Origin of the sequence: Cognataquiflexum aquatile (assembly GCF_003316845.1) — a bacterium.
GTDB classification, from domain to species: domain Bacteria; phylum Bacteroidota; class Bacteroidia; order Cytophagales; family Cyclobacteriaceae; genus Cognataquiflexum; species Cognataquiflexum aquatile.
In genome coordinates this window covers 12,113-38,229 of sequence record NZ_QMIK01000011.1, presented here as the reverse complement: position 1 = coordinate 38,229, position 26,117 = coordinate 12,113, and the positions used below count along the sequence as shown (strand labels likewise).

Here is a 26,117-nt window from a genome sequence, read left to right as displayed (position 1 = left end):
GCTATCACTTTATAATTTTATATTCAATTTACACAATTCCAATCATGTTTCAATTCCCTAATTTCTTCTTGATTTCATTCAGCTTGATCAATGCCTCGATTGGAGAAATGGTATTGATATCAATGGCCGAAAGCATTTCCTGTGCCTCTTTGAATTTGGGATCAGCATCAAAGAGACTCAATTGATAATTGCGCTTGGGCATGTCTTTGATCCTGTCCTTTGGTGCATTCATTTCTTTGTCTTTTTCCAAATGCACCATGATTTCGGAAGCCCTCAAAACCACAGGATTTGGCATTCCTGCCATCTGGGCTACGTGGATCCCAAAGCTATGCTCGCTCCCGCCTTCCTTCAATTTTCGCATAAAAATGACTTTGTTTCCTACCTCTTTTACAGAAACATTGAAATTTTTGATTTTGGGGAAATCGTCAGCTAACTGATTCAATTCATGGTAATGGGTTGCAAATAGGGTTTTTGCTCTGAATTTTGGGTGATTGTGCAAAAACTCCACTATCGACCAAGCGATAGATATGCCGTCATAGGTAGAGGTCCCGCGGCCTATTTCATCCATCAGTACGAGACTTCTGTCGGAAAGGTTATTTAATATACTTGCCGTTTCGGTCATTTCCACCATAAAGGTAGACTCTCCTTTGGACAAGTTATCGGAGGCGCCCACCCTTGTAAAAACTTTGTCAATGATGCCAATCCTTGCGTAAGTCGCAGGTACGAAGCTTCCCATTTGGGCCATCAGCACGATCAGGGCGGTCTGTCTCAGCAGGGCGGATTTACCTGCCATATTTGGACCTGTGATGATGATGATCTGTTGGCTTTCATTGTCTAGGTAGATGTCATTGGGGACATACTCTTCTCCTATCGGCAGCTGTCTTTCTATAACCGGATGCCTTCCATCTTTGATTTCCAGGGAATCAGTGTCTGAGATTTTAGGCTTGCAGTAATTGTTCTTTTTTGCCACCATGGAAAAAGAAAGCAAACAATCTACCGTGGCCAGTATCCTTGCATTTTGTTGGATCTGACTGACATACTCCGCAGCATCCATGACAAGTGCCAGAAAATACCTCTGCTCAATCGCGAGCATCCGGTCTTCGGCATTCAGGATTTTTTCTTCATACTCTTTCAGTTCCGGAGTGATGTACCGCTCAGCGTTGACCAATGTCTGTTTTCGGATCCAATCTTGGGGCACTTTGTCTTTGTGGGAATTAGTCACCTCCAGGTAATAGCCAAACACTTTATTAAAAGCTACCTTGAGTGATGAGATGCCAGTCCTTTGAGTTTCCCGTTGTTGAAGGGAAACAAGGTAATCCTTGCCAGTGTTGGCAAGATTCCTGTATTCATCCAACTCCTCGTCGACTCCTGGTTTGATAATTCCCCCTTGATGAATCAACATAGGGGCATCTTCGAGAAGCTCTTTTTCTATTTTGTCCAATAAAAATTCACAGGGACTGATCTGGTCGGAAAGTTTTTTGAGGGAACCGTTTTTGGAGTTTTTCAATACTTCTTTGATGGGCAGGGTATTTTTCAAAGCCCTTTTGAGTTGGTTCATTTCCCGGGGATTGATCCTACCCACAGCAACTTTTGAAATCAATCTTTCCAAATCCCCAATATGTTTCAGGTGGACCACAATTTCCTCGCACAATTCCGGCGATTCAAAAAAATACTCCACCACTTTAAGCCTTTCCTCAATCGGTTCTTTCTCTTTGAGGGGAAGGACCATCCATTTTTTCATCATTCTGGAGCCCATCGGAGTAATGGTCTGATCGAGAATATTGATCAAAGGAACGCCACCATCCTGTTGGGAATAGACGAGCTCGAGGTTGCGGATCGTAAACTTATCCAACCACACATACTTTTCTTCTGCAATCCTGGAAATCGAAGAAATATGCTTGACCTCTTTGTGCTCTGTTTCTTCGAGGTAATATAATATCGCTCCTGAGGAAATGATCCCATGTTCGAGATTTTCAATCCCGAAGCCTTTCAAGTTTGCAGTAGCGAAATGTCCTGTGAGCTTTTCATAGGTATAGTCGAGCTGGAACACCCAATCTTCACAATGAAAGGTCGTAAACTGGTCTTTGAGTATCTCCTGTGCCTTTGCCCTTGCAGCTTTGGAATAGATTACCTCTGAAGGGCTAAAACTCTGCAAAAGCTTTTCTATGTAAGATTGTGAGCCTTCCGAACACATAAATTCCCCCGTGGAAAGATCCAAAAACGCTATTCCCAATACTTCTTTCCCAAAATAAACCGATGCGAGGTAATTGTTTTTCCTTTTGTCAAGAACATTGTCATTGAATGAAAGACCCGGAGTCACAAGCTCAGTCACTCCTCTTTTGACGATTCCTTTGACATCTTTTGGGTCTTCGAGTTGGTCGCATATCGCCACCCTGTTGCCGGCCCGGACCAATTTGGGCAAATAGGTATCCAAAGAATGATGTGGAAAACCGGCCAATTCAATGTGGGAAGCGGAACCATTTGCTCTCTTGGTCAGGACAATGTCCAATACTTTACTGGCTTTGATGGCATCCTCCCCAAAAGTCTCATAAAAATCCCCCACCCTAAAAAGGAGCAAGGCGCCGGGGTGCTTTGCTTTGATGGCGTTGTATTGTTTCATCAAAGGGGTTTCCTTCACTTCATTTTCCTTCTCCTTGGCCATATGGTCCCTGATTTGATTCTTTGTGTTAATTTTGAATGTTATATATATAAGGCTGAAATTAAAAGATATCAAAAGGGAAACAAAACCGCATGCGAAAATTAAACATGGCCGAACTGAACCGCCTTACAGTGGAGGAATTTAAATCGGAAAGAAAATCTCCGATTGTCATTGTTTTGGACAATGTGAGAAGTCTCAACAATGTGGGTTCTGCCTTCAGGACCTCTGATGCTTTTCTAGTCGAAAAAATCTACCTCTGCGGCATCACAGGGACACCGCCACACAAAGACATCCAAAAAACCGCACTTGGGGCGACGGAATCCGTGGCTTGGGAATATGCAGACACTACCGTCGCTGCAATCCTGAAGTTAAAGCAGGAAGGATACACCGTCTGTCCATTGGAACAGGTTGAAAAAAGCATAAAGCTTCATGAATTCCTCCCTGATCCCGATCAAAAGTTTGCTTTGGTGTTTGGAAATGAGGTTTTTGGGGTGGAAGAAGATGTAATCAAAGCTTCGGATTTTGTTATCGAAATCCCACAACTCGGGACCAAGCATTCACTCAATATTTCTGTTTCTATGGGAATTGCATTGTGGGATTTTATTGTGAAAATGGGGATTTTGAATAAAAAGTGACAAAAAAAAGAGACTAACCTAGTCTCTTTTTTACTTTCTTAATTATGGTATTTGCATTAATCTTCTTTAAATCTGTCCACTATGTAAAGGAATAGGTTGAAGGACAGCGTTGATATTTCTTCTTTTTTAGTGTCTTTTTCACCTCCTTGCCGGTACAAAGTATTGTCTTTTTTCAGACCGGCTGCTGTAGAAGACTTAGGGTCTTTGATCGGGTTCAGATTGGTTTTTTGACCGTTATCCTGCTTAGAATCTGCCGATGAAGATTCATGGCTTTCGAATTGGGTAGCGGATTCGGAGTTTTTTGGTAAGTCTGGATAATTCCTTTCTCTTTCTGTCTGCGCAAAGGCAACAAAACTCATCATGAAACCCAGTAAAAAGGTAAGTTGAAGTTTTTTCATTCCCGAAGTAGAGATTTTTGACACTTGCAACATTTATAATGGAGGTTTGAGTAGATTTATAACTCCTCTTTGGAGGAGAAAGTTTTCAAATATATAAAAAATCTTAATCAATGCAAACGATTGACTTTATCGAATTTCAAAGAATAGACCTTCGGATCGGAACAATAGTCCGTGCCGAAATCTTTGCTAAAACGAAGAGGCCTGCTTATAAAATCTGGGTTGATTTAGGGGAGCTTGGTATAAAAAAGTCATCTGCCCAAATCACAGGCCATTACCAAACTGAACAACTGATTGGAAAGCAGGTGCTTTGTGTTTGCAATTTCGCCCCAAAACAAATAGCGGATTTCATGTCTGAGGTTTTGGTGACGGGATTTGACGATGGAAGTGGTCAGATTGTATTGGCCTCTGCCGACAAAGCAGTTCCCAATGGATCAAAACTGCATTGATGGACATCAGGTCATATCCATATTTCAAGTCCTTTTTCAGAAAGGCCGACTTTATACACTTTTAGATCCGGACATTGTCCCGATAGCACCTGGCCCGACCTGAGGTCAAACCTATATTGATGAAGGGGGCAAACAATTTCATCTCGGATGATGGTACCTTGCAGCAAAGAGGCCATACGGTGTGGACAAAATGGTTCGAAAGCAAAAAAAGCCTCCCCATTTCTGGAAATGCAGATTTTCTCACCTCCCAATTGGACAAGTTTGATCCGCTTTTCCGGAATCATCTGAAGCACCTGCTCTTTACTTTGTCCAAGGGTAAATGTTTTCATAAGCAAGTTTAAAATGGTAATTTAGAATCCTAAACCTAATATAATCATACCATGAAAAAAATAATATTGTTGCCCTTCCTGTTTCTTGCCGGGGCGATTTTTGCCCAAAATCTCGAAGGTGCCTGGAAAATGACCCACCAAAACGGCAAGGCGATGACAGAAAAAGAGTACATCAAAATATACCAGGATGGTTATTTTTCTTTTGGGGCAAAAGAAACAGCCACCAATGCGTTTGTAAGTGCAGGTGGCGGACCATACACCATCAAAGACAATCTTTATCAGGAAATACTGGATTTTTACACCGTCAATCCCGAGATGGTGGGACAAAGGACTGATTTCAGCTTGGATATGGTGGGAGGGAAAATGGTGATTTCTACAGAAATGGAAGGCAAAACATTGGTCGAAATATGGGAAAAAGTAAGTGATGCAAAAGATGACCTGACCCGAAACTGGGTAATTACGGGTAGAAAAAGAGACAATGAAATCGCAAGAAGTACTCCCGGGGCACGACGAACAATCAAAATCCTGAGCGGAGGACGCTTCCAATGGGTGGCTTTCAATTCCGAAACCAAAGAATTTAGCGGGACAGGCGGTGGAACTTACACTGCTGAAAACGGCACCTACATTGAAAAAATCGAGTTCTTCTCCAGAGACAATAGCAGAGTCGGTGCAAGTCTTGAATTCAAATACGAGGTTATTGATGGCGAATGGCACCATAGCGGCCTGAGCTCCACCGGAAATCCTATCTATGAAATCTGGTCTGCCTATAGCAAAGCATATAACCCTGTCAAATAGTTGGTAGATGAGGTTAAAGGTTGTGTGGACACCAACTTGGGCGAGTCTGTCCAACTCCATGAATAGGGGAAAAAAGTTAGATTAAATTCCGTTTTTTGTAAAAAAAATCAAAGCCAAGCAAAAAGGAATCTCCTTAGGCTTGGCTTTTTATATTCCCAAGGCTCTGACTTCTTCATACCTAAAGCAATCGACCAAGTGGTCATTGACCAGTCCTGTAGCCTGCATGTGGGCGTATAATGTGGTGCTTCCCAAAAATTTGAACCCCCGGGATTTCATGTCCTTGGCAAGTCTATCGGATATCGGGCTGGTCGCAAGAGCTTCGGACATGGATTTCAATTGGTTTTGAACAGGTTTTCCTCCTACAAAATCCCAGATGTAGTTTCTAAAGCTTCCATGTGAAGCTTGGATTTCCATAAACCTTTTGGCATTGTTGATGGCCGCCCGGATTTTCATTTCATTCCTGATGATGCCCGAATCCAACAATAATTCCTGTACATATCCATCCGGCAAATCTGCCACTACGCGGTAATCAAATTCTGCAAAAGCTTTCCGATAACCCTCCCTTTTTTTCAAAATCGTAGACCAGCTTAACCCAGCCTGTGCACTTTCCAAGACCAAAAATTCGAACTGTTTTTGGTCGTCGAAAACGGGAACTCCCCATTCTTCATCATGGTATTTGACATAATCTTCAAAACCCAGACACCATGGGCATCTAAATTTTCCGTTTTCCTGTTCTATTGCCATAATTTAATTGAGATACCAAATCCCGGCATTCAATGCCGTGGCAAAACTTACCCAAAGCAAATAAGGAACCATCAGGTACGACGCAATTTTATTGATCGGGAAAAACACCCGGATGCAGACGACGATCATGATCCAAAGCGGAACAATAACCAACAATCCAAGGATGGGAGATTCCATGCCAAAAAATGCAGGGGACCAGATACCATTGAGGAAAAGCTGGATCCCAAACAGCCAAAGAGCCTTTTTTTTCATGGGATGGTTTGATTTCCAGATTAAAAACAACGCAATCCCGATCAACAAATAAAGTGTTGTCCATGCCGGTCCAAAAACCCAAGAAGGAGGCGTGAAAAATGGCTTGTTAATCGTCTGATACCAGCTTTGCACTGAGGAAATAGTGGCCAAGGCTCCTAATCCTCCGACTATCTGAGGAATAATAATTGAAATGATCAATTTGAATATATTTTTCATGGCTTATTCTACGGTTTCAAGTAAAGTTCTGAATACCACAAACCTATCTCTAAATTTCTGATTTACATCTTCCTGAAGCTTTGCGGCAAAACTTTGTTGGTATTCCATAATCTTTTCCATGTTGTCAGTAAAATACTGCACAGAATAATTGGTCGATCCGTCCTCGTTGTCATGGAGTATCTTATAAAACCTGTTTTCCAAAAACATCCCTGTGGCCAATACGTCCGGGATATGTGTTTCTTTCATCCAAGCTACCCATTCCGCTTCGGATTCTTTCTCTATATTGACCGTTACATTATATAATATCATATTTCCTTACATTTATCTTTAATTTTGTGGCATTCATTTACCAACAAATATAAGTTCATGTTGTTAATCACCCGTGAATAATCCAAAATCATTTCGGCAATATGTCCTCCAGTCTTACCAAAAATAAAGAACATCAACCCGTTTTTGGAATCATTCAAGAAATCCAAAAAAACAAGATTCAGCTTTTCAGGGGAATAATTACTGCTTTTTACGTCTTTGGAATAATCGGATTGGCAATGCCTATGGTTCGCCCTTACTTTCAAATGATGACACCATTTACCTTGATCCTGAGTCTTGGTATCTTATTGTTATTTCATACCGGATGGAATAGGTCGTTTTGGATTTTTGCATTTTCGGCCATGGTTTTGGGATTTGGATCAGAAGTATTGGGCATCCATACGGGATTTCCATTTGGTAATTATCAATATGGCGAAACCTTAGGCTATAAACTTTTTGAGGTCCCTTTGGTCATCGGAGTAAACTGGCTGCTTTTGGTTTATTCAGTAGGAAATCTGTTTTCTTCGAAAATAAAAAACGATTGGTTGGCAGCAGGAATTGCTGCGGCCTTGATGGTTGCTATCGATTACTTGATTGAACCGGTGGCAGTAAATCTTGATTTCTGGACATGGGAAGGGAATGTGATTCCACTTTCCAATTATCTTGGTTGGTTTGGTGTGGCATTTATCCTCCAAATCAGCTACAGGAAATCAGTATTTATTAAAGAAAACGCAATTTCCACCTATCTATTAATCAATTTGGTTACATTCTTTGCCATTTTGAATTTTATTGCCTAAATCAAAATTCACCAATAAACAATCTAATTCACTTGGAGTTATGACAATAATGATTGCTGTACTATTTATATTGATCGGATTCGCAATAATGGAATTTTCAGGTTGGTTTATCCATAAGTATATCATGCATGGGCCACTCTGGAATATCCACAAAACACACCATGAGCCTTCCAAATCTTTCTTTGAGCTCAATGATTTGTTTTCACTTCTTTTCGGAAGTATCGCGATCGCATTGATCTTTCTGGGAGTGGACAATTTGGACTACCGGTTTTGGATAGGAATAGGGATCAGCTTGTATGGGGTATTGTATTTCATCATCCACGATGTATTGGTACACCGGAGAGCAAAATGGTTTGACAGGCCAAAAAACAGTTTCCTACTGGGAATCTTCAGAGCCCATCAAGCCCATCACGCCACAAATAAAAAACATGATGCCGTTTCTTTCGGCTTATTCATAGTACCCAAGAAATACTTTAAACGCTACTAATTGTGAGTACTTATTCAATCAAAGATCTGGAACAAATGTCGGGCATCAAGGCCCACACTTTACGTATTTGGGAACAGCGTTACAATTTGTTGCAGCCCATGAGGACAGACACCAACATCAGATTTTATGATGATGCCAGTCTCAAACTCATTTTAAATGTGGCTTTGTTGAATGACAACGGTTTCAAAATCAGCAAAATCGCCAATATGACTGAGGCTGAGATGAAGGAAGAAGTCGTCAAACTCACTGAAAAAACCCTCACTCATGACGATCAGATCCATGCATTGACCATCTGCATGATCGAGATGGATGAAGAGAGATTCGAAAAGGTGCTTTCAACCAATATCCTGAAAATAGGTTTTGAACAAACCATGCTCAATATCATCTATCCTTTTATGTCAAAAATAGGCGTATTGTGGCAGACAGGTGCGATCAATCCGGCACAGGAGCATTTTATCAGCAACCTGATCCGACAAAAACTGATCGTCGCGATCGATGGCCAAATCTACAAAGGGGGAGGTAAAAAGTTCTTGCTTTACTTACCTGAAGGGGAATTGCATGAAATATCCATTCTCTTTGCTGCTTACCTGATCAAACTCAAAGGTCACAAGTTGATCTATCTTGGACAAAACACGCCGGATGAAGACCTTCAGATTGTGTACAGACTCCATCAGCCTGAGTTTTTGATGACAGTGATCACAACTTCGCCAAACAGTGAACAAATCCAAGACTATATTTATAGCATCTCTGAAAGATTCGATAAATCAGAAATTATTCTGTCCGGCTACCAAATCGTGGGACAGGACCTGGATTTCCCTAAAAACGTCCGTGCTATGCATTATATCAAGCAATTGAAGGAATTTATTGAAGAAATGGACCAAGTCCTTGTAGAGAAATAGTTTTATAAATTGAACAAAAAATTAAACAAGGTGAGAAATACCATTCTCACCTTTTTTTTATCCCTTTAAATACAAAATAAGCCTCTGATAGTTAATTTAGATATTTTGAAAATCTCATGATTCATTTTGTTTAAGTTTTTTATTTTTTTATTAGACAAAATGTTTGGTTTTTGTTTAGAGTTATTTACCTTTGATTAAACAAAATCAAAAAGCCATGACGACTCTAGAATTCAGTTACTCGCTACAGAAGCTTTCAAGTTCTTTGAAACCTTTTGCACTAAAATTGACCAGGGATACAGATGATGCTAATGATCTTCTTCAGGATACCATGGTCAAAGCTTTTACCAATAAAGATAAGTTCACTGAGGGGACTAATTTGAAAGCGTGGCTTTATACCATCATGAAAAATACCTTTATCACCAACTACCAAAGGATGGTAAGAAGAGGTACCTTTGTAGACACGACGGATAACTTGCATTATCTGAACTCAGGGGATGTACTTGTCGAAAACGGCGCTTATGGCGATTTTGCGATGAACGATATCCAATTGGCAATCGAAAACCTTGAAGCCGTGTACAAGACTCCATTTATGATGCACTTCAGAGGTTTCAAATACCATGAGATTGCAGATAAATTAGAGATTCCCATTGGAACTGTAAAAAACAGAATACATATAGCGAGGAAGCTTTTGAAAGACGACCTGCATATGTACAAACATAGAAATTAATGTCAATATCAAAGAAAAATGTGGTTGTGATAGGTTCCGGCTTTGCAGGACTATCAGCAGCCACGCATCTGGCACATGCCGGATACCAAGTGACACTTTTAGAAAAAAATGATACCCCCGGGGGAAGAGCCAGACAGTTCGAATCCGAGGGTTTTGTTTTTGATATGGGTCCCAGTTGGTATTGGATGCCGGACGTGTTTGAAACCTATTTCGGATATTTTGGGAAAAAGGTCTCTGATTATTATGATCTGAAGCGCCTCAGCCCTTCATACACCGTGGTCTTCGGGGAAAACGATTTCATGGAAATCCCTGCAAATCTGGAAGAATTCAAAGGCTTATTAGAGTCATTGGAACCGGGTGTGGGACCAAAACTGGATGAATTCCTGAAGCAGGCGGCATACAAATACAAAGTGGGGATTGAGGATTTGGTCTATAAGCCAAGCAGGTCTTTGACGGAATTCACCAGCCCAAAATTACTGATCGACGTAGTCAGGATGGATGTGTTTCAGTCCATGTCCAAACATGTCAGGAAGTTTTTCAAACATGAGAAAATCATCAGACTGATGGAGTTTCCCGTTCTTTTTTTGGGAGGAACGGCTGACAATATTCCCGCACTCTACAGCTTGATGAATTATGCCGACATTGCTTTGGGCACATGGTATCCCATGGGAGGCATGTTCAAAATCGTGGAAGGCATGATCAGCCTAGCCGAAGAAAAAGGCGTGAAATTCAGGTTGGGCGCTGAAGTTGACCATATCAATGTCACCAATGGGATAGCCCGCAATGTGGTTTTGAAAAACGGTGAAAAAATCGAAACAGATATTTTGGTAGCCGGTGCGGATTACCATCATGTGGAAAGTGTTTTACTGGCTCCGGAATATAGAAACTACGATGCCAACTATTGGGATAAGCGTGTCATGGCACCATCAAGCTTACTCTTCTATCTTGGCGTGGACAAAAAAATCGAAAACGTAACCCATCACTGCCTCTTTTTTGACGAACAAATGGGCCCTCATGCGGATGCCATTTATACTCATCCAAGATGGCCGGAAAGACCTCTTTTCTACCTTTCCGCCGCCTCCAAAACAGATCCTAGCGTGGCTCCTGAAGGAATGGAAAACCTAGTTATCCTGATTCCACTTGCCCCTGATCTGGAAGATGGAGAGGAAGTCCGGGAAAAATATTACCATATGGTGATGGACAGACTGGAGAAACTCACCGGCCAAGAAATCCGAAGTCATGTGATTTACAAACGCTCGTATGCCCACAGCGACTTCAAGGCTGATTACCATGCTTTCAAAGGTAATGCTTATGGACTTGCCAATACTTTATTGCAGACAGCAATATTGAAACCCTCCCTAAAAAATAAAAAAGTCAAAAATCTGTACTATACCGGCCAACTGACTGTTCCGGGACCGGGTGTCCCGCCTAGTCTTATTTCAGGCCATGTAGTTGCCAGAGAAGTTGTCAAGGAAAACAAACTGTAAATAAATTGGTATATTAAAGGGATGAATGCAAGGAGCCTTTTTGACAATACAACTTTCGAATGCAGTAAATTGATCACCCAACGGTACAGCACTAGCTTTACGTTAGGAATCAAAACATTGGATAAAAAATTTCATTTGCCTATCTATGCCATATATGGTTTTGTAAGGTATGCCGATGAAATTGTAGACACATTTCACGACAAAGACAAAAAAGCCCTTCTCGACAGATTCAAAAGCGATGCCTACGAAGCCATTGATGACCAAATAAGCCTCAACCCGGTTCTGCATGCGTTTCAATTGATTGTCAACCAATACAAAATCGATAAAGATCTGATTGAGGCTTTTTTGCGGAGCATGGAAATGGATCTTGATTTCAAAACATACAATGATTCGCGGTACCACGAATACATTTATGGGTCAGCGGAGGTAGTGGGATTGATGTGTCTCAAGGTATTCTGTGAGGGAGATACGCAACAATACGAAAGCCTCAAATCACCGGCCTGCAAGTTGGGTGCTGCTTTCCAAAAAGTAAACTTCCTGAGGGATATCAAGAGTGATTTTGAGGAAAGAGGCAGGGTTTACTTTCCCGGAGTAGATTTCAATTCTTTTGACAAATCAACAAAACAACTTATTGAAGAAGATATTCAAAAGGATTTTGATGAAGCTTTGGACGGAATCCGAAGGCTGCCATCCGGTGCCAAAATGGGAGTTAAAGTGGCTTACCTCTATTACCAAAAACTGTTTGACAAAATCAAAAGCTTACCCCCGGAGACCATCACACATCAAAGAATCCGAATTCCAAACAGCAGAAAACTGTCACTCCTTCTAAGTACCTATTTCGAATCAAAATTGGGATTCAACTGATATTTCCAAAGAACCGAAGGTCAAGCCAAAACTTGACTCATATAACCTAAAAATAAAAGCTTAAAACAATTATCCAAGTCCAAAGTTTATCAACTATGATGAATTTGAATGTACAAATAGATCAGCATTCCGGTTTTTGTTTTGGGGTCGTCTATGCCATCGAAATGGCAGAAGAAGTACTTGAGGAACAAGGTTATCTATATTGCCTTGGAGATATTGTACACAATGATGAAGAAGTAACTAGATTGACCAAAAAAGGGCTGAAAATCATTGATCATGAGGAATTGAAAAACCTTTTCAATGAAAAAGTCCTGATCCGGGCACATGGCGAACCGCCCTCTACCTATCAGCTTGCCATCCAAAATAACCTGACTTTGATAGATGCAAGCTGTCCGGTTGTCCTGAAACTTCAAAACCGTATCAAAAATTCATTTGACAAAGATGAAACGATCTACATCTATGGCAAACACGGGCATGCTGAAGTGATCGGACTTCTCGGTCAGACCAACAATAAAGCCGTTGTTTTCCAAGACATCAAAGAACTCGATTTGCCATCGCTTCCCAAGAACCTGACCCTTTATAGCCAAACCACAAAAAGTACCGATAACTTCTACAAAATAAATGAAGCTTTCAAACAGAGCGGTATCGAGGTGAACACTAACGATACCATCTGTAGACAGGTATCCAATAGAGATAAGGAGTTGCGGATTTTTGCAGAGAAATTTGACAAGATCATTTTCGTCAGTGGTACAAAATCATCCAACGGGAAAGTCCTTTATAATGTCTGCAAAGAGAAAAACCCGAACACTTATTTTGTGTCCAATCCCGATCAGGTAGAAAAGGATTGGTTTGGCCAAAATGAAACAGTCGGGATATGTGGCGCTACCTCCACCCCAATGTGGCTGATGGAACAAGTAAAAGAAAGAATCGAAACTTTTTAGTCTTTCTTTGCTAAATTTGCAGCGTGTCTCTCGTTAAAAAATCTTCTCCTTCCATAGGAAAAACCGGTGTCCTCATCGCGGCGACCGTTATACTATTGTGGTTTGCATCCTTATATTTCCTTTTGAATCTGACTATTTCTTGGTCAAATCCGATAGTGTATTTGGGAATCCTAGTTCAGATGCATCTCTATACAGGTTTGTTTATCACCGCCCATGACGCCATGCACGGGATTGTGTCAGAAAACAAAAAACTGAACCATGCCATTGGCTGGTTTGCCGCAATCCTTTTTTCCTACAATTTTTATTGGAGACTGTTTCCAAAACACCATGAGCATCACCGGTTCGTAGCCACGGACAAAGACCCTGATTATCACCCTTCCGGTAAGTTTTTGATTTGGTATCTGAGTTTTATTAGACAATATGTTTCAGTCTGGCAAATTATCCTGATGGCAGTTACTTTTAATATCCTGAAACTTTTTTTACCAACAGAGAATCTGGTGGTTTTTTGGATGTTGCCGGCGGTACTTTCTACCCTTCAGCTGTTTCATTTTGGTACTTACCTTCCCCATATGGGAGAATCAGACAACAAACACCATTCAAAAAGTCAATCCAAAAACCACTTTTGGGCCTTTATTTCCTGTTATTTTTTTGGCTACCATTTCGAGCATCATGATTCTCCGGGGACACCCTGGTGGAGACTTTGGAAGGTAAAAGAAGATTTCGAAAAAGGGGGTTAATTTAACACTTGTCAATTTTTTAAAATTATTTGAACAATCTTGACTATAAACAGATTAGTACTTTGAAAACTAATACCAGCATATGAGACTATTATTTACAATTATCTTACTTTCATTTACGCTTTCAGATTTATTTGCCCAAGGAGCCGAAGTCCGGGGCAGGGTTTTCAATCCAGTCAACAACGAGGGAATTCCCTTTGCCAACGTGATCGTTTTGGGAACTGACTTTGGGACAGTGACAGATGAAAACGGAAATTACGTATTGTCAGACCTTCCTGCAGGCCTTTACAATATCAGGGCGAGTTTTATTGGCTACCGGGCCAAGACTTTCTTTGAAATCCAAGTGACCTTGGCAAGGGCAGTCAGGCTTGATTTTGACCTCCGGGAAGAGGCTTCAGAACTCACCGAAGTGACAGTAGATGCAGAATTCAGCAGGTCTGAGGAGACACCCATTTCCGTAAGGCGGCTCAATACCAATGAAATCGAGCGGTATCCGGGAGGAAACAGGGATATCAGCAGGGTAATCCAATCTTTGCCAGGTGTGGCGAGTACTGCAAGTTTTAGAAATGACATCATCATCAGAGGCGGAGCGCCAAATGAGAATAAATTCTTTATCGATGAAATCGAGGTACCTGTTATCAATCACTTTTCGACACAGGGTTCCTCAGGCGGTCCAGTCGGTATTCTCAACGTAAACCTGATCAAAAATGTCGATGTCATTACCGGTGGCTTCCCTGCAGACAGGATGAACTCGCTCAGTTCATTCTTTGAATTCCAGTTGAAGGAAGGAAGAAAAGACAAAATGTTTACCCAGATGACTTTGGGAGCGAGTGAACTGACACTATCCAATGAAGGTCCGATCGGTGAAAAAACGACTTATATCCTTTCTGCCAGAAGATCTTACCTTCAGTTTCTCTTCAGACAGCTTCAACTTCCATTCCTTCCGACTTTCAATGATTTTCAGTTAAAAACTACAACAAAACTCAATGCAAAAACCGAACTGACTTTTATCGGTGTGGGTGCGATTGATGACTTCGCTTTGAATTTTGATGTTCCGGAAGACGAAACAGAGGAAGAAAGAGAACAAAGGCTCTACACCCTAGAAAATCTCCCTGTTTCTACCCAATGGAATTATACCACAGGTTTGAAATTGAAAAGGTTTAGGGAAAATGGATTCTGGACTTTCATTTTGAGCAGGAATATGCTCAACAACAGGTCCTATAAATATGCAAAAAACGATAGCAGCAACCCAGATAACCTATTGTTTGACTACACTTCGCAGGAAAGCGAAAACAAGTTCCGTGCGGAGAATTCGATTTTTGCCAAAGGCTTTAACCTGAAGTACGGGGTAAATTACGAATATGCCAGGTACTTCATCAGCGACTTTGACAGAAGCACATTGGCTGCCGAAGGCGAGGTAATCACCACGGAAGCAGAGGCCTTTTTTAACAGTTATGGAGGTTTTGTTTCGGCGAGTAAATATTTCAACAATGAGCGCCTCTTACTGACGGCAGGTTTGAGAATGGACGGAAGTACCTTTGGTAAAACTGCCCAAAACCCGCTCAACCAGCTAAGTCCACGGGCCTCAGTGTCTTACCAGATTAAACCACAGCTTTTTTGGACTGCAAATGTCGGCATATACTACCAAAAGCCACCTTACACTGCCTTAGGCTATAGAAACAGTGAAGGAGAACTTGAAAACCAGATAAATGATATCCGATTTATCAGGTCCACGCATTTTATCACAGGGATTGAAAAAGTGATTCCTGAGAAAAGCAGAAGGTTCAGTGTGGAAGGATTTTATAAACTATACTCCAATTATCCCTCTTCGATCAGAAATGGTATTTCACTTGCCAATCTCGGGGCGGATTTCGGGGTTATCGGAAATGAACCGGTCATCTCCAATTCTGATGGTCGGGCTTATGGTCTTGAGTTCTTGGCCCAGCAACGCTTTTTCAACAATTTCTATGGAATCGCCGCGGTCACTTTGGTTAGAAGTGAGTTTACCAACCCCAATACTGAAGGATTTGTACCCTCTGCATGGGACAACAGGGTTATTGTCAGCTTGACAGCAGGAAGAAGATTCAAGAAAAACTGGGAAATCGGTGCCAGATGGAGGTATTTGGGAGGATTACCATTCACTCCTGTGGATGTAGAAACTTCTTCGCTGATAGAAGTTTGGGACTTGACCGGACGTGCAGTTTTGGATTTCAATCAGATCAACAGTCAAAGACTTTCAGCATTCAACCAACTTGATTTCAGGGTTGACAAGCGGTATTTCTTCAATAAATGGAACCTCAACTGGTATTTTGATGTGCAGAATGTTTTCAACTTTCAGGCCGAACAACCTCCGGTTTTGATTCCGGTAAGGGATACTGACGGAAATATCAAAATTGACCCAAATGACCCGACCAGGTACCAGATGAGATTTATAGACAATCCTGCGGGCACTATCCTTCCGACCATTGGGATTATTGTAGAATTCTAAAAATCTCCTTTGGAATAACATGAAAAAACCGTCCCCCAACTAGGCAGGGGACGGTTTTTTTAGTCAAATTGATTGGGTTTATTGTACGTTGATCAAGGATTCTCGTCTTCTCATTTTTCCGGCAGGCAAACCATACATCATCTTAAATCTTCTACAGAAGTAGGCTGTATCTTTGTAGCCTACATCTTTGCCGATATCGCGGATACTTTTCTTGGATGTTCTGAGCAGTTCCACTGCCGCCTCCATTCTTTGGTATTCAATATAATCCTGCGGATTGATTCCGGTCAACATTTTGAAATATTGACCCACATAATCCTCGGATACATTGGCAACTTTGGCCAAAACTTTATTGGACAAGTCTCCACCAATATTTTTCTTGATATAATTAAACAAATCAATCAGCCTAGGATCTTTAAAGTAAGTGCTGTTTGTAGAAAGTTCTTCGACAAACAACCTGTTCTTTAGGACGTGACGGACAATTTCAATCACCAAAAGCTCCGTATATAGCTTGATTACCCTTTCTTTTCCAGGGGTGTTTTGCTCCGATTCTTTGATGATATCTTCCACTATGGTCGCTATCCGGTCATTGAACCTGATGACGAATGGGGGAATTCCCAAAGAGTGGAAAAAGTTGACGACATCAAAGACTTTTGCTTCAAAATTAAGGATGGTGACACAATCCTCTTCGACACTTTTTATCTCCTTGAATGATATTGTCTGAAGGTATTTCCTTTTGTTGTCTAAAAATCCTTCAATATTGGTTTCGGTTTTTTTTCCCTGTTGGCCAAAAGAAATATTTGTCCTTCTTCCCGCAGGAATAAAAAGAATTTCTCCTTCGTTTACCAATTCCATTTCTTCAGAAAACTTGAGTGATCCCTGGTGAAGCAATAAAACGGTATTTTCAGTATCACTGTAATCCAATACTGTCACAGGTTTTTCAATTTTAAAATTGTTTCCCTTCAGAAACCTAACCCCGACAGATTCGATTACCTTATTGTAATATTCCATGAAAGCAGTTATTATAGGTTGTGGCGTAAAACTATCACAATTTTCTAAAAGCAAGGTGATTATTCAATATTTTTTTGATATAAAAAGAAAAAAGGCATAAAAAATAGATTTTATGCCCTTTTTACCAAATAAAAATTGATTATCTTATTATACTTCTTGATATGACTATTTTTTGAATTTCGCTTGTTCCTTCATAAATCTGTGTAATTTTTGCATCACGCATCAAACGCTCCACATGGTACTCTTTGACATAACCATAGCCACCGTGAACCTGAACTGCTTCAATGGTGACATTCATCGCAACCTCAGAAGCATAGAGTTTTGCCATCGCACTTGCAAAGGCATAATCCTTTCCTTCATCCTTCAGCCAAGCAGCTTTTAGGACAAGAAGCCTTGCCGCTTCAATCTGGGTAGCCATATCCGCCAATTTGAATTGGATGGCTTGGTGCTGATTGATAGGCTTTCCGAAAGCTTTCCGCTCCTTGGAGTAAGCAAGTGCCAATTCATAGGCTCCTGAAGCTATACCCAATGCTTGGGCTGCGATTCCGATTCTTCCGCCGTTGAGTGTTTCCATGGCGAAAGTAAAACCAAATCCTTCCTCTCCAATCCTATTGGCAACAGGAACTTTTACATCAGAAAACATCAAGGAATGGGTGTCAGAGCCTCGAATGCCCAATTTATCTTCTTTTTTTCCAATTACAAATCCTTCCTGACCTTTTTCTACAATAAATACAGAAATCCCTTTATGACCTTTCGAAGCATCTGTCTGGGCTATGACAAGATAGACAGAGGCCGAACTGCCATTTGTAATCCAGTTTTTTGTTCCATTGAGGACGTAGTGGTCACCTGCCAATTCAGCAGTAGTCTTTTGGGAAGTAGCATCCGAACCGGCTTCTGGTTCTGACAGACAAAAAGCACCGATGATTTCACCGGCCGCCAATCTCTTCAAATACTTCTCTTTTTGCGCTTCAGAACCATATTTTTCCAAACCCCAACAAACCAGGGAATTGTTAACCGACATACAGACCGAGGCTGAGGCATCGATCTTGGAAATTTCTTCCATCGCCAACACATACGAGATGGTGTCCATTCCTCCCCCGTTGTATTTGGGGTCTACCATCATGCCCATGAATCCAAGTTCACCCATTTTTTTGACCTGCTCCTTGGGAAACCTACCTTCTGTATCTCTGTCAATTACACCTGCCAATAGTTCGGAATGGGCAAACTCCCTTGCGGCGTCTCGGACGGCTATATGCTCTTCTGTATATTCAAAATTCATAAGAATATTTGGGTTAATAATTTCGGTCGGAAGATATAAGAAAAAAAAATAAGGGGCAATTTCTTGCCCCTTAAAGTAAACTCATTTGGTCAATTTAAGTTTCCTTAATCTCTGTTTCCAAAGAAAACGAAAATATAGTAAGCCAAAGTTGCCAATGAGGCAAGTGCTGCTACTACGTAAGTCATAGCTGCCCATTTCAAAGCATCTTTGGACATTTCAAACTCTGAAGGTGTGACAATGTTTCTTTCTTTTACCCAAGCCAAGGCACGATTACTTGCATCAAATTCTACAGGCAATGTCACCAAGGTGAATAAAGTCAAGATGCTGTATGACCCTACTACTATATACCCAATAAATTCTTTTGGAAGACCCAACATAAAGCCTCCAAATAAAGAAGCTATCAATACAATGTTCAATATTTTGCCGCTCGCGTTCTGTACGGGAACCATGGCAGATCGGAGATTGAGCCAAGCGTAAGAACGCGCATGCTGCACAGCGTGGCCACACTCGTGAGCGGACACAGCAGCAGCAGCTGCATTTCTGCCATAGAATACATCCGGGCTGAGGTTGACCGTTTTGTTCATAGGGTTATAGTGGTCAGTAAGCTGACCTTCCACAGACACTACCTTGACATCACGGATATTATTATCTGCCAACATCAATTCGGCAATTTCTTTACCTGAAAGATTTGCCATCAAAGGAGTCTGTGAATACTTTTTGAACTTGCTTTTCAGCTTTGAGCTAACCACAAATCCAAGTCCTGCGAAGACAACGACAATAAGAATTAGAATAATCATAGTTTTTATTTTTTGCTTAAGTGTTTACGAAATTAAGAAGATTTGGATACTTTTTTGCCAATTATTTTAAAGACAATTCCCAAGGAAACAAGCCCAAGGATAACAATCGTCAAAACCTGACTGCTATGAACGATCACAGCGAATATTTTCCCATCCGCCTCACTCAGACCATAAGCTATCAAAATAAAGGCCACCAATGCGTGAAAGGTCCCAATCCCCCCCTGAACCGGTGCAACCATGCCAATACTTCCCATTACCATCACCATCAGCAGTGAGCTCAGTGACAAGTTGGCAGTAGAAGGTATGGCCCAAGCTACCAAAACCAAGGTAACATAATAAATCATCCAGATTGCAAAAGAGCTTCCCCAAAACCCGGATTGGTTTCGGACTTGCCTGATGCTGATGATGCCTTTGACCAAATCGCGGGTAAAGTGCCTTAATTTTCTAAAAATATTACTTTCTCTGTATTTCAGAAAAGCAAAATAAAAGAAAATGGCCATTACCAATAAGCCTCCGATTAGAAGAGGAAGGTATTGGGTTACTTTTTCTACCAAAGTTTCCACAGAAACAAGTTCCGAAAAAAGCTCCAGAAACAGGTTTCTTTCAATGACAAATGCCAGGAAGATGGTGAAAACGAGAAATAGAAGGTCAACTGTTCTTTCGAGGATTACCGTCCCGAATAATTTGCCCATTTGTAAGCCATCGGTTTTTGCCAAAACCCCACAGCGAGCCAATTCTCCGGCTCTCGGCACAAGCATATTGGTCAAGTAACCAACCATGAGTGCCCAAAAAGTCCGTGAAGTCTGGGTTTTAATGGATTGATCAGCATCTATAAGGAGTGCCCATCGCCAGGCCCTAAGCCAAAATCCAAGAAGGGAAACCAAAACAGAAATCCCTATCAAAAGGAAGGAGGTTTCTGAAACTGCCTTCAAGAGACTATCTAGACTGATGTCTTTGTACAAAAACCAAAAAATCCAGACGGCAACTATCATAGACAATGCCACCTGGACCCATTGCTTGAGGTTTAATTTCACCTTTAAATCAGTTTATTGTGCTCATCAGGAAATACGATGACCGGTTTGTGTTTTTTAGCTTCTTCAAAATCCATAGAAGCATAGGAAATAATGATGACGATATCGCCGACCTGCGCTTTTCTTGCAGCGGGACCATTGAGACAAACCATGCCGCTTCCTCTTTCTCCTTTGATGATATAAGTTTCGAGTCTTTCGCCGTTGTTGATGTTGACGATGGCTACTTTTTCATTCTCTATCATATTGGCAGCGTCCAAGATGTCTTCATCTATGGTAATGCTACCGACATAATGTAATTCTGCCTGGGTAATTTTTACCCTGTGGATTTTAGATTTTAAAACCTGAATGTGCATGTGGGGAAATTTTGCGCGAATTTAATCAAATATGGAAATGTTGTCGATCAACCTGACATCGCCGAAGTAAGCCGCGGTACAGATTGAAACATTTTTCTCTTCTCCGATATCCTCTAATACGTAAAAGGAATCAGAAGTTACCAATTCGAAATATTCCAATTTCGCTTTTGGCTCGGATTCAAACATCTGGTTGATCTTTTTCCGGATGTTTAACCAAGGTCTGCCATCTAAAAGTTCTGATTTTGCTAAAAATAATGCCTTGGAAATAATCCTTGCCGATTGCCTGGATTCTGAATCCAACCTGAGGTTTCTGGAAGAAAGCGCCATCCCGTCTTCTTCACGGACAGTGGGGACGACATTTATTCTGACATCAAATGAAAGGTCAAGGACAAGCCTTTTGATGATCGCCACCTGCTGCAGATCCTTCTGTCCGAAGTAGGCATGATGGGGTTTAACAATATTTAACAGTTTGGAAACAACTATCCCCACGCCATTAAAATGGCCCGGCCGAAAGGAACCTTCCAAAATTTTATCCAAATGTCCAAAATCTATGGAGAGCATAGGCTTTGAGGGATAAATCTCCATGGTATCTGGCAGAAAAAGGTAATCCACCCCGGATTTATCCAACAGTTCCAAGTCTTTATCCAAAGTTTTTGGATATTTTTCAAAGTCCTCCTGGTTGTTGAATTGGGTTGGATTAATGAAAATAGACACTACCACAAGGTCAGAATATTGTTTTGCGATTTTGACTAATTCCAAATGACCTTGGTGTAAAGCGCCCATGGTGGGCACCAAACCAATGGTTTTATTGCGGTTTCGGAAAATTTGAAGGTTACTGTTTACCTCTTCTTTGGTCCCAAGGATATACACTATTGTTGTACTTTGCGAATGTAAAATAGAGGCAAAACTATGTTATTCCTTAGAAATACAATGGATTTACCGCTTTTTTTTGTATATTTGTGCGTTTATTATCACTCATCTAAACACAACAAGGTATGTCCAAACTCCGTATTCTCTACGTTGCAAGTGAAATCAATCCGTTTTTACAGACTTCTGAGGTGGCAAATTTCGTCAGGGCCCTGCCCCAGGCGATGCAGGAAATGGGGATGGAAATCCGTATTCTTGTGCCGAGATTTGGGCTCATCAATGAAAGGAAGAACAGATTGCATGAAGTAGTGAGGCTGTCAGGGATCAACATTGCCGTAGGAGAAGAAGAGAAACCTTTGATCATCAAGGTTGCCTCCATTCCAAATGCCAAGCTTCAGGTTTATTTCATCGACAATGAAGACTATTTCCAGAGAAAAAGTGTGTTTCATGACAAGCATGAAAAATTCTACGAAGACAATGACGAAAGGGCAATTTTCTTTTGCAAAGGAGTCATAGAAACAGTAAAAAAATTAGGCTGGGCTCCTGATGTGGTACATTGCAATGATTGGATGACAAGTCTGATCCCCATGTACCTCAAAACTACCTACAAAAACGAGCCTCTCTTTAAGGATACAAAATCGGTTTTTGCTATTTACAATACCGGATTTACCCATAAATTTGGCGACGATTTGTTTGAGAAAGTCAAAATGGTGGATATCGATGATGCCATTCTTGCACCACTCAAATCCAAAGATTACGAAGGCTTCCTAAAAATAGGAATGGAATATGCCGACGTAGTCATCAAAAGTGAAGACATATCCGAAAACCTCAGCAAACTCATCGAGGAGTGCTCTAAAGAAAAACAGTGTGAGATTAACAACGAAGAAGAGAAACTTTTTGAAAGTTATTACAACATCTATAATGACTTGGCCGGCTAAGCTGTCCGCGATATTATTCATTGTTCTTACCATTGCAACTTCCTGTGAGGATCCTTCCAATATAGGTTTGGAACTCGATCCGGAAAACAATCAGATAGGGGTATTCTACCAAGAAATATCCCTGTCTGCTACTGTAGTCCTACAAGATTCCCTGAGTACCACCAACAGCGGTGTACTCGTATACGGAAATGAAGAAAGTGATTTTTTTGGAAAGACAGAAAGCATAGGGTATACCCGACTCTTCTTCAACAGGGATATCGCTAGGCCCAAAGAAAATGCAGTCCTGGATTCGGTCAGGTTTCTGATTAACATGCGGGAGGTTCTGACGGCAGATACCATCAATCCCAAAACTATACACGTCCACCTACTCACAGAGCAGATCAGGGACGTAGATTATTTTAATTTCAGCAGTGTAGCCTACGAACCTACCCCTTCTTTTAGTGCCAAATTTGATTTTACCGACAGGCAGGATACTATCGTATCTACCAAAATCAATAATGCACTGACCCAAGAAATTTTCGCAGAATTAAAAAACGGCAGGTATTTTCAGGATATCTTTTCCTTTCGTGAGTTTTTGCCCGGCCTTGCTTTCAAAGCCGAAGAAGGTGAAAATGTAGGTTTCAGCACAATTGTGGGAAATAACACCGGATTTATTTTTTACTTCAAAAACGAAGGAGACACTGTCTCTCGGGCATATCCTATCGCGACAGGAATCAATTTCAATTTGGCGAGACATTTCAGTCAAGTGATCAACGATCCCACAGGTACACCAATTGAGGGTGTTACTGAACCCACTACCGCATATGATGTTGGCCAATTTGTAGGTGGCAAATCTACTTTTGGAATGTATGTGAAATTAGACATGAGCCCCTTAGATGAATTTTTGGATACATTGGTCAATGCGAATTTCAATCAAGTGACATTAGAAATGGGTCCCTTGGTCAACTATTCTAAAGATAGGTTACCTCCACAATTCCACATGATGTTTTTCACGAATGAAACCAATGAGGTACTCTTTAGGACCGATGGACTTCCTATGGCGGTACAGCCCGATGGAAGGACTCAGGTGGACCCCACCACTTCAGAACCAATATATTCTGACCAACCTGCTTTGCTAGCTTTCATCAAGGATGAAAAGAATTACAGACAGTTCATTACCTCGCATATGAATGCTATTTACAGAAAAAAACTGGTCAGAAAAGACTTCCTTTTATACCCTGGTTCCTCCACCCAGGACAGAAGTATCATTCAATCATTGAGAGATTATGTTTTTGACCAAAACACCATCAAACTGAAAATCTTTTATTCAAGAAGCAGATCTTTGTAGGCAAGTAATTTTAAAGAAGTCGGAGCAATCCACGAGAAATTTTGTAGAAGTATAATTTTTCACCTAGAATTTGCACTTGTAATTCGAAAAAGTTTAGATTTGGGCTTTTAAATTTTTATATATGTGTGGAATCGTAGCTTATGTGGGGCAACAAGAAGCCCTGCCAATCATCATCAAAGGACTTAAAAGACTGGAATACCGCGGCTATGATAGCGCCGGGGTAGCCCTTCTCAACAAAGACGGCCTGAGTATTTACAAAAAAAAGGGCAAGGTATCAGAATTGGAAAACCATCTTGGTTCTTTCCAAAACCTGAATTCAAAAATCGGCATAGGACATACACGTTGGGCCACCCACGGCGAACCCAATGATGTCAATGCCCATCCCCATTATTCTTCCAATGAAAAATTTGCAATGATCCATAACGGCATCATTGAAAATTATGATGTCTTGAAAACAGACCTGATCAACAAGGGGTACAAATTCCAAAGTGAAACAGACTCTGAGGTTTTTATCAAATTCATAGAAGACATCTATTTTAATAATTATTGCAGCCTAGAGGAAGCAGTAAGGTTGGCTTTGCACAAAGTAGTCGGTGCTTACGCCATCGTGATCATGAACATTGAAGAACCTGACACGCTGATTGCGGCAAGAAAGGGTTCACCGCTTGTGATCGGCGTTGGCGAGAATGAATACTTTTTGGCTTCAGATGCCACTCCCATCATTGAATACACCAATCAGGTGGTCTATTTGGATGATTATGAAATCGCGGTCATCCGTGACAACAAGCTCCAGATCAAAACCATTGAGAACGTCGAGACCAATCCATATATCAACCAATTGGAAATGGAACTCGAAGCCATCGAAAAAGGCGGTTATGAGCATTTCATGTTGAAAGAAATCAACGAGCAGCCAAGGTCTATTGCCGATTGTATGCGGGGGAGGTTGGATGCCAAAAACGGCAGGTTGGTACTTGGTGGCCTGAGGGATTATATGAACAAATTCCAAAATGCCGACAGGATCATCATCACTGCCTGCGGAACTTCATGGCACGCGGGTTTGGTAGCCGAATACCTCTTTGAGGAATTTGCAAGAATCCCTGTGGAAGTAGAATACGCTTCCGAATTCAGGTATAGAAACCCCGTCATATCAGAAAAAGACTTTGTCATCGCCATTTCCCAATCAGGTGAAACAGCCGATACTTTGGCCGCCATCGAGTTGGCCAAATCCAAAGGAGCGACCATCTTCGGAGTATGTAATGTCGTGGGATCTTCGATCCCGAGGGCAACGCACGCGGGTTCCTATACCCACGCAGGTCCTGAAATCGGAGTGGCCTCCACCAAAGCCTTCACGGCACAGATTTCTGTTTTGACCATGATGGCCTTGAAATTGGGATACCAAAGAGGCACTTTGTCTGAAACACGGTACATGCATTTGTTGAATGAATTGGCTACTATTCCATCCAAAGTCGAAAGGGCACTGAAACTTGATGCAAAAATCAAAGTCATTGCAGCCGAGTACAAAGATTCCCGCAACTTCCTGTATTTGGGAAGAGGGTATAACTTCCCTGTAGCTTTGGAAGGTGCTTTAAAACTGAAAGAAATTTCCTACATCCATGCTGAAGGTTATCCTGCGGCGGAGATGAAACATGGCCCTATTGCCTTGATTGATGCAGAAATGCCGGTGGTATTCATTGCGACCAAAGACAGTTCGTATGATAAGGTGGTGAGCAATATTCAGGAAGTGAAAGCTCGAAAAGGTAAAATCATCGCAGTAGTAACCGAAGGCGATACGACTGTAAGAGGCCTCGCTGACCACGTGATTGAAATCCCTGATACTGAAGAAGCCTTTGTACCTTTAATTGCAGTGGTTCCTTTGCAGCAACTCTCCTACCACATCGCAGTCATGAGAGGCTGTAATGTCGATCAACCAAGGAATCTGGCGAAGTCGGTGACGGTGGAATAAATAGGTTATTGGCTAAAGGGTAGAAAAAAAAGGTGACAGGTAAGAGGTGAAAGGTGGGTTTAAAATACCTATTTAGATTTTGGTAAAAAATTGATATAAACCATGAAACTGCCCTTAGGTAATTCCGAAGGGCAGTTTTGTTTTATAATATTACATCAGTATTTATTGAACCCAAAGAAACAAATAAAACAAAAGCCCGATCTTTTTCCCTTTTGTTCCTTTGTGTTTGACCTTTTTATACTGCGAAAGCATATTCAAACACCCGACTTTGGAAAATTTTGTATTCTTATTCTCTTTGTTCCCTTTTGTTCCTTGGTGGTTTAATCTTTTGCTTACGTTGCATCATG

The 26,117-nt window shown here is 41.2% G+C and carries 27 protein-coding genes; 15 read left to right on the top strand and 12 right to left on the bottom strand.

Features of this window, described 5'->3' with window-relative positions; genetic code table 11:
• Positions 1-49: 49 nt before the first annotated feature.
• Entirely contained in the window at positions 50-2,662 is a 2,613-nt protein-coding gene (mutS, locus tag DQW11_RS21985) for a DNA mismatch repair protein MutS (protein WP_113926295.1), read from the bottom strand.
• 89 nt (positions 2,663-2,751) lie between these two features.
• Between mutS and DQW11_RS21980 the strand changes: the two genes are divergently transcribed.
• Positions 2,752-3,294: an RNA methyltransferase gene (locus DQW11_RS21980; protein ID WP_113926294.1), complete on the top strand. Its 543-nt coding sequence runs from the start codon at positions 2,752-2,754 to the stop codon at positions 3,292-3,294.
• Positions 3,295-3,350: 56 nt separating this feature from the next.
• Here the strand turns inward: DQW11_RS21980 and DQW11_RS21975 are convergent, their stop codons facing one another.
• Positions 3,351-3,692, bottom strand: coding sequence for a hypothetical protein (locus DQW11_RS21975; protein WP_157966173.1), 342 nt, complete (start codon positions 3,690-3,692; stop codon positions 3,351-3,353).
• A 110-nt stretch (positions 3,693-3,802) separates the two neighbouring features.
• Between DQW11_RS21975 and DQW11_RS21970 the strand changes: the two genes are divergently transcribed.
• Positions 3,803-4,138: a tRNA-binding protein gene (locus DQW11_RS21970; RefSeq protein ID WP_113926292.1), complete on the top strand. Its 336-nt coding sequence runs from the start codon at positions 3,803-3,805 to the stop codon at positions 4,136-4,138.
• Positions 4,139-4,149: 11 nt separating this feature from the next.
• On the opposite strand, the gene DQW11_RS21965 is transcribed toward DQW11_RS21970, so the two are convergent.
• On the bottom strand, positions 4,150-4,467 hold the full coding sequence (locus tag DQW11_RS21965) for a Rieske (2Fe-2S) protein (protein ID WP_113926291.1): 318 nt from the start codon (positions 4,465-4,467) through the stop codon (positions 4,150-4,152).
• A gap of 51 nt (positions 4,468-4,518) precedes the next feature.
• On the opposite strand from DQW11_RS21965, the gene DQW11_RS21960 reads away from it, so the two are divergent.
• Positions 4,519-5,262 (top strand): hypothetical protein, encoded by a 744-nt coding sequence (locus tag DQW11_RS21960; RefSeq protein WP_113926290.1) that lies wholly within the window; start codon positions 4,519-4,521, stop codon positions 5,260-5,262.
• Positions 5,263-5,409: 147 nt separating this feature from the next.
• Here DQW11_RS21960 and DQW11_RS21955 read toward each other — a convergent pair whose 3' ends face one another.
• Genes DQW11_RS21955 through DQW11_RS21945 form a run of 3 tightly spaced genes read right to left on the bottom strand, consistent with a single transcriptional unit; the run spans position 5,410 to position 6,783 of the window.
• Complete coding sequence (locus DQW11_RS21955; protein ID WP_113926289.1) at positions 5,410-6,006, bottom strand: DNA-3-methyladenine glycosylase I; 597 nt, start codon at positions 6,004-6,006, stop codon at positions 5,410-5,412.
• Between the two features lie 3 nt (positions 6,007-6,009).
• Complete coding sequence (locus DQW11_RS21950) at positions 6,010-6,474, bottom strand: TspO/MBR family protein (protein WP_113926288.1); 465 nt, start codon at positions 6,472-6,474, stop codon at positions 6,010-6,012.
• A 3-nt stretch (positions 6,475-6,477) separates the two neighbouring features.
• Positions 6,478-6,783 carry a DUF4286 family protein gene (locus tag DQW11_RS21945; RefSeq protein ID WP_113926287.1) on the bottom strand — a complete coding sequence of 102 codons (306 nt, stop codon included), beginning with the start codon at positions 6,781-6,783 and terminating at the stop codon, positions 6,478-6,480.
• Between the two features lie 101 nt (positions 6,784-6,884).
• On the opposite strand from DQW11_RS21945, the gene DQW11_RS21940 reads away from it, so the two are divergent.
• From DQW11_RS21940 to DQW11_RS21900, 9 genes are all read left to right on the top strand, one after another.
• Positions 6,885-7,577 carry a carotenoid biosynthesis protein gene (locus DQW11_RS21940; protein WP_113926286.1) on the top strand — a complete coding sequence of 231 codons (693 nt, stop codon included), beginning with the start codon at positions 6,885-6,887 and terminating at the stop codon, positions 7,575-7,577.
• Positions 7,578-7,623: 46 nt separating this feature from the next.
• The gene (locus DQW11_RS21935; RefSeq protein WP_198669947.1) at positions 7,624-8,064 is read left to right on the top strand and encodes a sterol desaturase family protein; all 441 of its coding nucleotides are present in this window, start codon (positions 7,624-7,626) and stop codon (positions 8,062-8,064) included.
• Between the two features lie 2 nt (positions 8,065-8,066).
• Positions 8,067-8,963: a MerR family transcriptional regulator gene (locus tag DQW11_RS21930; protein WP_113926284.1), complete on the top strand. Its 897-nt coding sequence runs from the start codon at positions 8,067-8,069 to the stop codon at positions 8,961-8,963.
• A gap of 214 nt (positions 8,964-9,177) precedes the next feature.
• Positions 9,178-9,690 (top strand): RNA polymerase sigma factor, encoded by a 513-nt coding sequence (locus DQW11_RS21925; RefSeq protein WP_113926283.1) that lies wholly within the window; start codon positions 9,178-9,180, stop codon positions 9,688-9,690.
• Positions 9,690-11,177, top strand: a complete 1,488-nt coding sequence (locus DQW11_RS21920) for a phytoene desaturase family protein (RefSeq protein WP_394337155.1) — start codon at positions 9,690-9,692, stop codon at positions 11,175-11,177. The genes DQW11_RS21925 and DQW11_RS21920 overlap by 1 nt, the downstream gene beginning before the upstream one ends.
• Positions 11,178-11,198: 21 nt before the next feature.
• On the top strand, positions 11,199-12,041 hold the full coding sequence (locus DQW11_RS21915) for a phytoene/squalene synthase family protein (RefSeq protein ID WP_113926282.1): 843 nt from the start codon (positions 11,199-11,201) through the stop codon (positions 12,039-12,041).
• Positions 12,042-12,136: 95 nt separating this feature from the next.
• Positions 12,137-12,982: a 4-hydroxy-3-methylbut-2-enyl diphosphate reductase gene (locus DQW11_RS21910; RefSeq protein ID WP_198669946.1), complete on the top strand. Its 846-nt coding sequence runs from the start codon at positions 12,137-12,139 to the stop codon at positions 12,980-12,982.
• Between the two features lie 23 nt (positions 12,983-13,005).
• A complete protein-coding gene (locus tag DQW11_RS21905) occupies positions 13,006-13,719 on the top strand; it encodes a fatty acid desaturase (RefSeq protein WP_113926280.1) in 714 nt (237 codons plus the stop codon).
• Positions 13,720-13,801: 82 nt separating this feature from the next.
• Positions 13,802-16,207: a TonB-dependent receptor gene (locus DQW11_RS21900; RefSeq protein WP_113926279.1), complete on the top strand. Its 2,406-nt coding sequence runs from the start codon at positions 13,802-13,804 to the stop codon at positions 16,205-16,207.
• 78 nt (positions 16,208-16,285) lie between these two features.
• On the opposite strand, the gene DQW11_RS21895 is transcribed toward DQW11_RS21900, so the two are convergent.
• The 6 genes from DQW11_RS21895 to panC all read right to left on the bottom strand — a co-directional run bounded on the left by DQW11_RS21895 (position 16,286) and on the right by panC (position 21,545).
• Positions 16,286-17,215, bottom strand: a complete 930-nt coding sequence (locus tag DQW11_RS21895; RefSeq protein WP_113926278.1) for an AraC family transcriptional regulator — start codon at positions 17,213-17,215, stop codon at positions 16,286-16,288.
• Positions 17,216-17,354: 139 nt separating this feature from the next.
• A complete protein-coding gene (locus DQW11_RS21890; protein WP_113926277.1) occupies positions 17,355-18,494 on the bottom strand; it encodes an acyl-CoA dehydrogenase in 1,140 nt (379 codons plus the stop codon).
• Between the two features lie 104 nt (positions 18,495-18,598).
• The gene (locus DQW11_RS21885; RefSeq protein ID WP_394337154.1) at positions 18,599-19,291 is read right to left on the bottom strand and encodes a zinc metallopeptidase; all 693 of its coding nucleotides are present in this window, start codon (positions 19,289-19,291) and stop codon (positions 18,599-18,601) included.
• Positions 19,292-19,323: 32 nt separating this feature from the next.
• Positions 19,324-20,325, bottom strand: coding sequence for a lysylphosphatidylglycerol synthase transmembrane domain-containing protein (locus tag DQW11_RS21880; RefSeq protein ID WP_113926276.1), 1,002 nt, complete (start codon positions 20,323-20,325; stop codon positions 19,324-19,326).
• 2 nt (positions 20,326-20,327) lie between these two features.
• The gene (gene panD, locus DQW11_RS21875; RefSeq protein WP_113926275.1) at positions 20,328-20,675 is read right to left on the bottom strand and encodes an aspartate 1-decarboxylase; all 348 of its coding nucleotides are present in this window, start codon (positions 20,673-20,675) and stop codon (positions 20,328-20,330) included.
• Between the two features lie 21 nt (positions 20,676-20,696).
• Complete coding sequence (gene panC / locus DQW11_RS21870) at positions 20,697-21,545, bottom strand: pantoate--beta-alanine ligase (RefSeq protein ID WP_113926274.1); 849 nt, start codon at positions 21,543-21,545, stop codon at positions 20,697-20,699.
• A gap of 125 nt (positions 21,546-21,670) precedes the next feature.
• Between panC and DQW11_RS21865 the strand changes: the two genes are divergently transcribed.
• The 3 genes from DQW11_RS21865 (at position 21,671) to glmS (ending at position 25,770) form a co-directional block, all read left to right on the top strand.
• On the top strand, positions 21,671-22,480 hold the full coding sequence (locus tag DQW11_RS21865) for a glycogen/starch synthase (protein ID WP_113926273.1): 810 nt from the start codon (positions 21,671-21,673) through the stop codon (positions 22,478-22,480).
• Entirely contained in the window at positions 22,464-23,807 is a 1,344-nt protein-coding gene (locus DQW11_RS21860; RefSeq protein ID WP_113926272.1) for a DUF4270 family protein, read from the top strand. The genes DQW11_RS21865 and DQW11_RS21860 overlap by 17 nt, the downstream gene beginning before the upstream one ends.
• Before the next feature lie 121 nt (positions 23,808-23,928).
• A complete protein-coding gene (glmS, locus tag DQW11_RS21855) occupies positions 23,929-25,770 on the top strand; it encodes a glutamine--fructose-6-phosphate transaminase (isomerizing) (protein WP_113926271.1) in 1,842 nt (613 codons plus the stop codon).
• Positions 25,771-26,117: the final 347 nt, after the last annotated feature.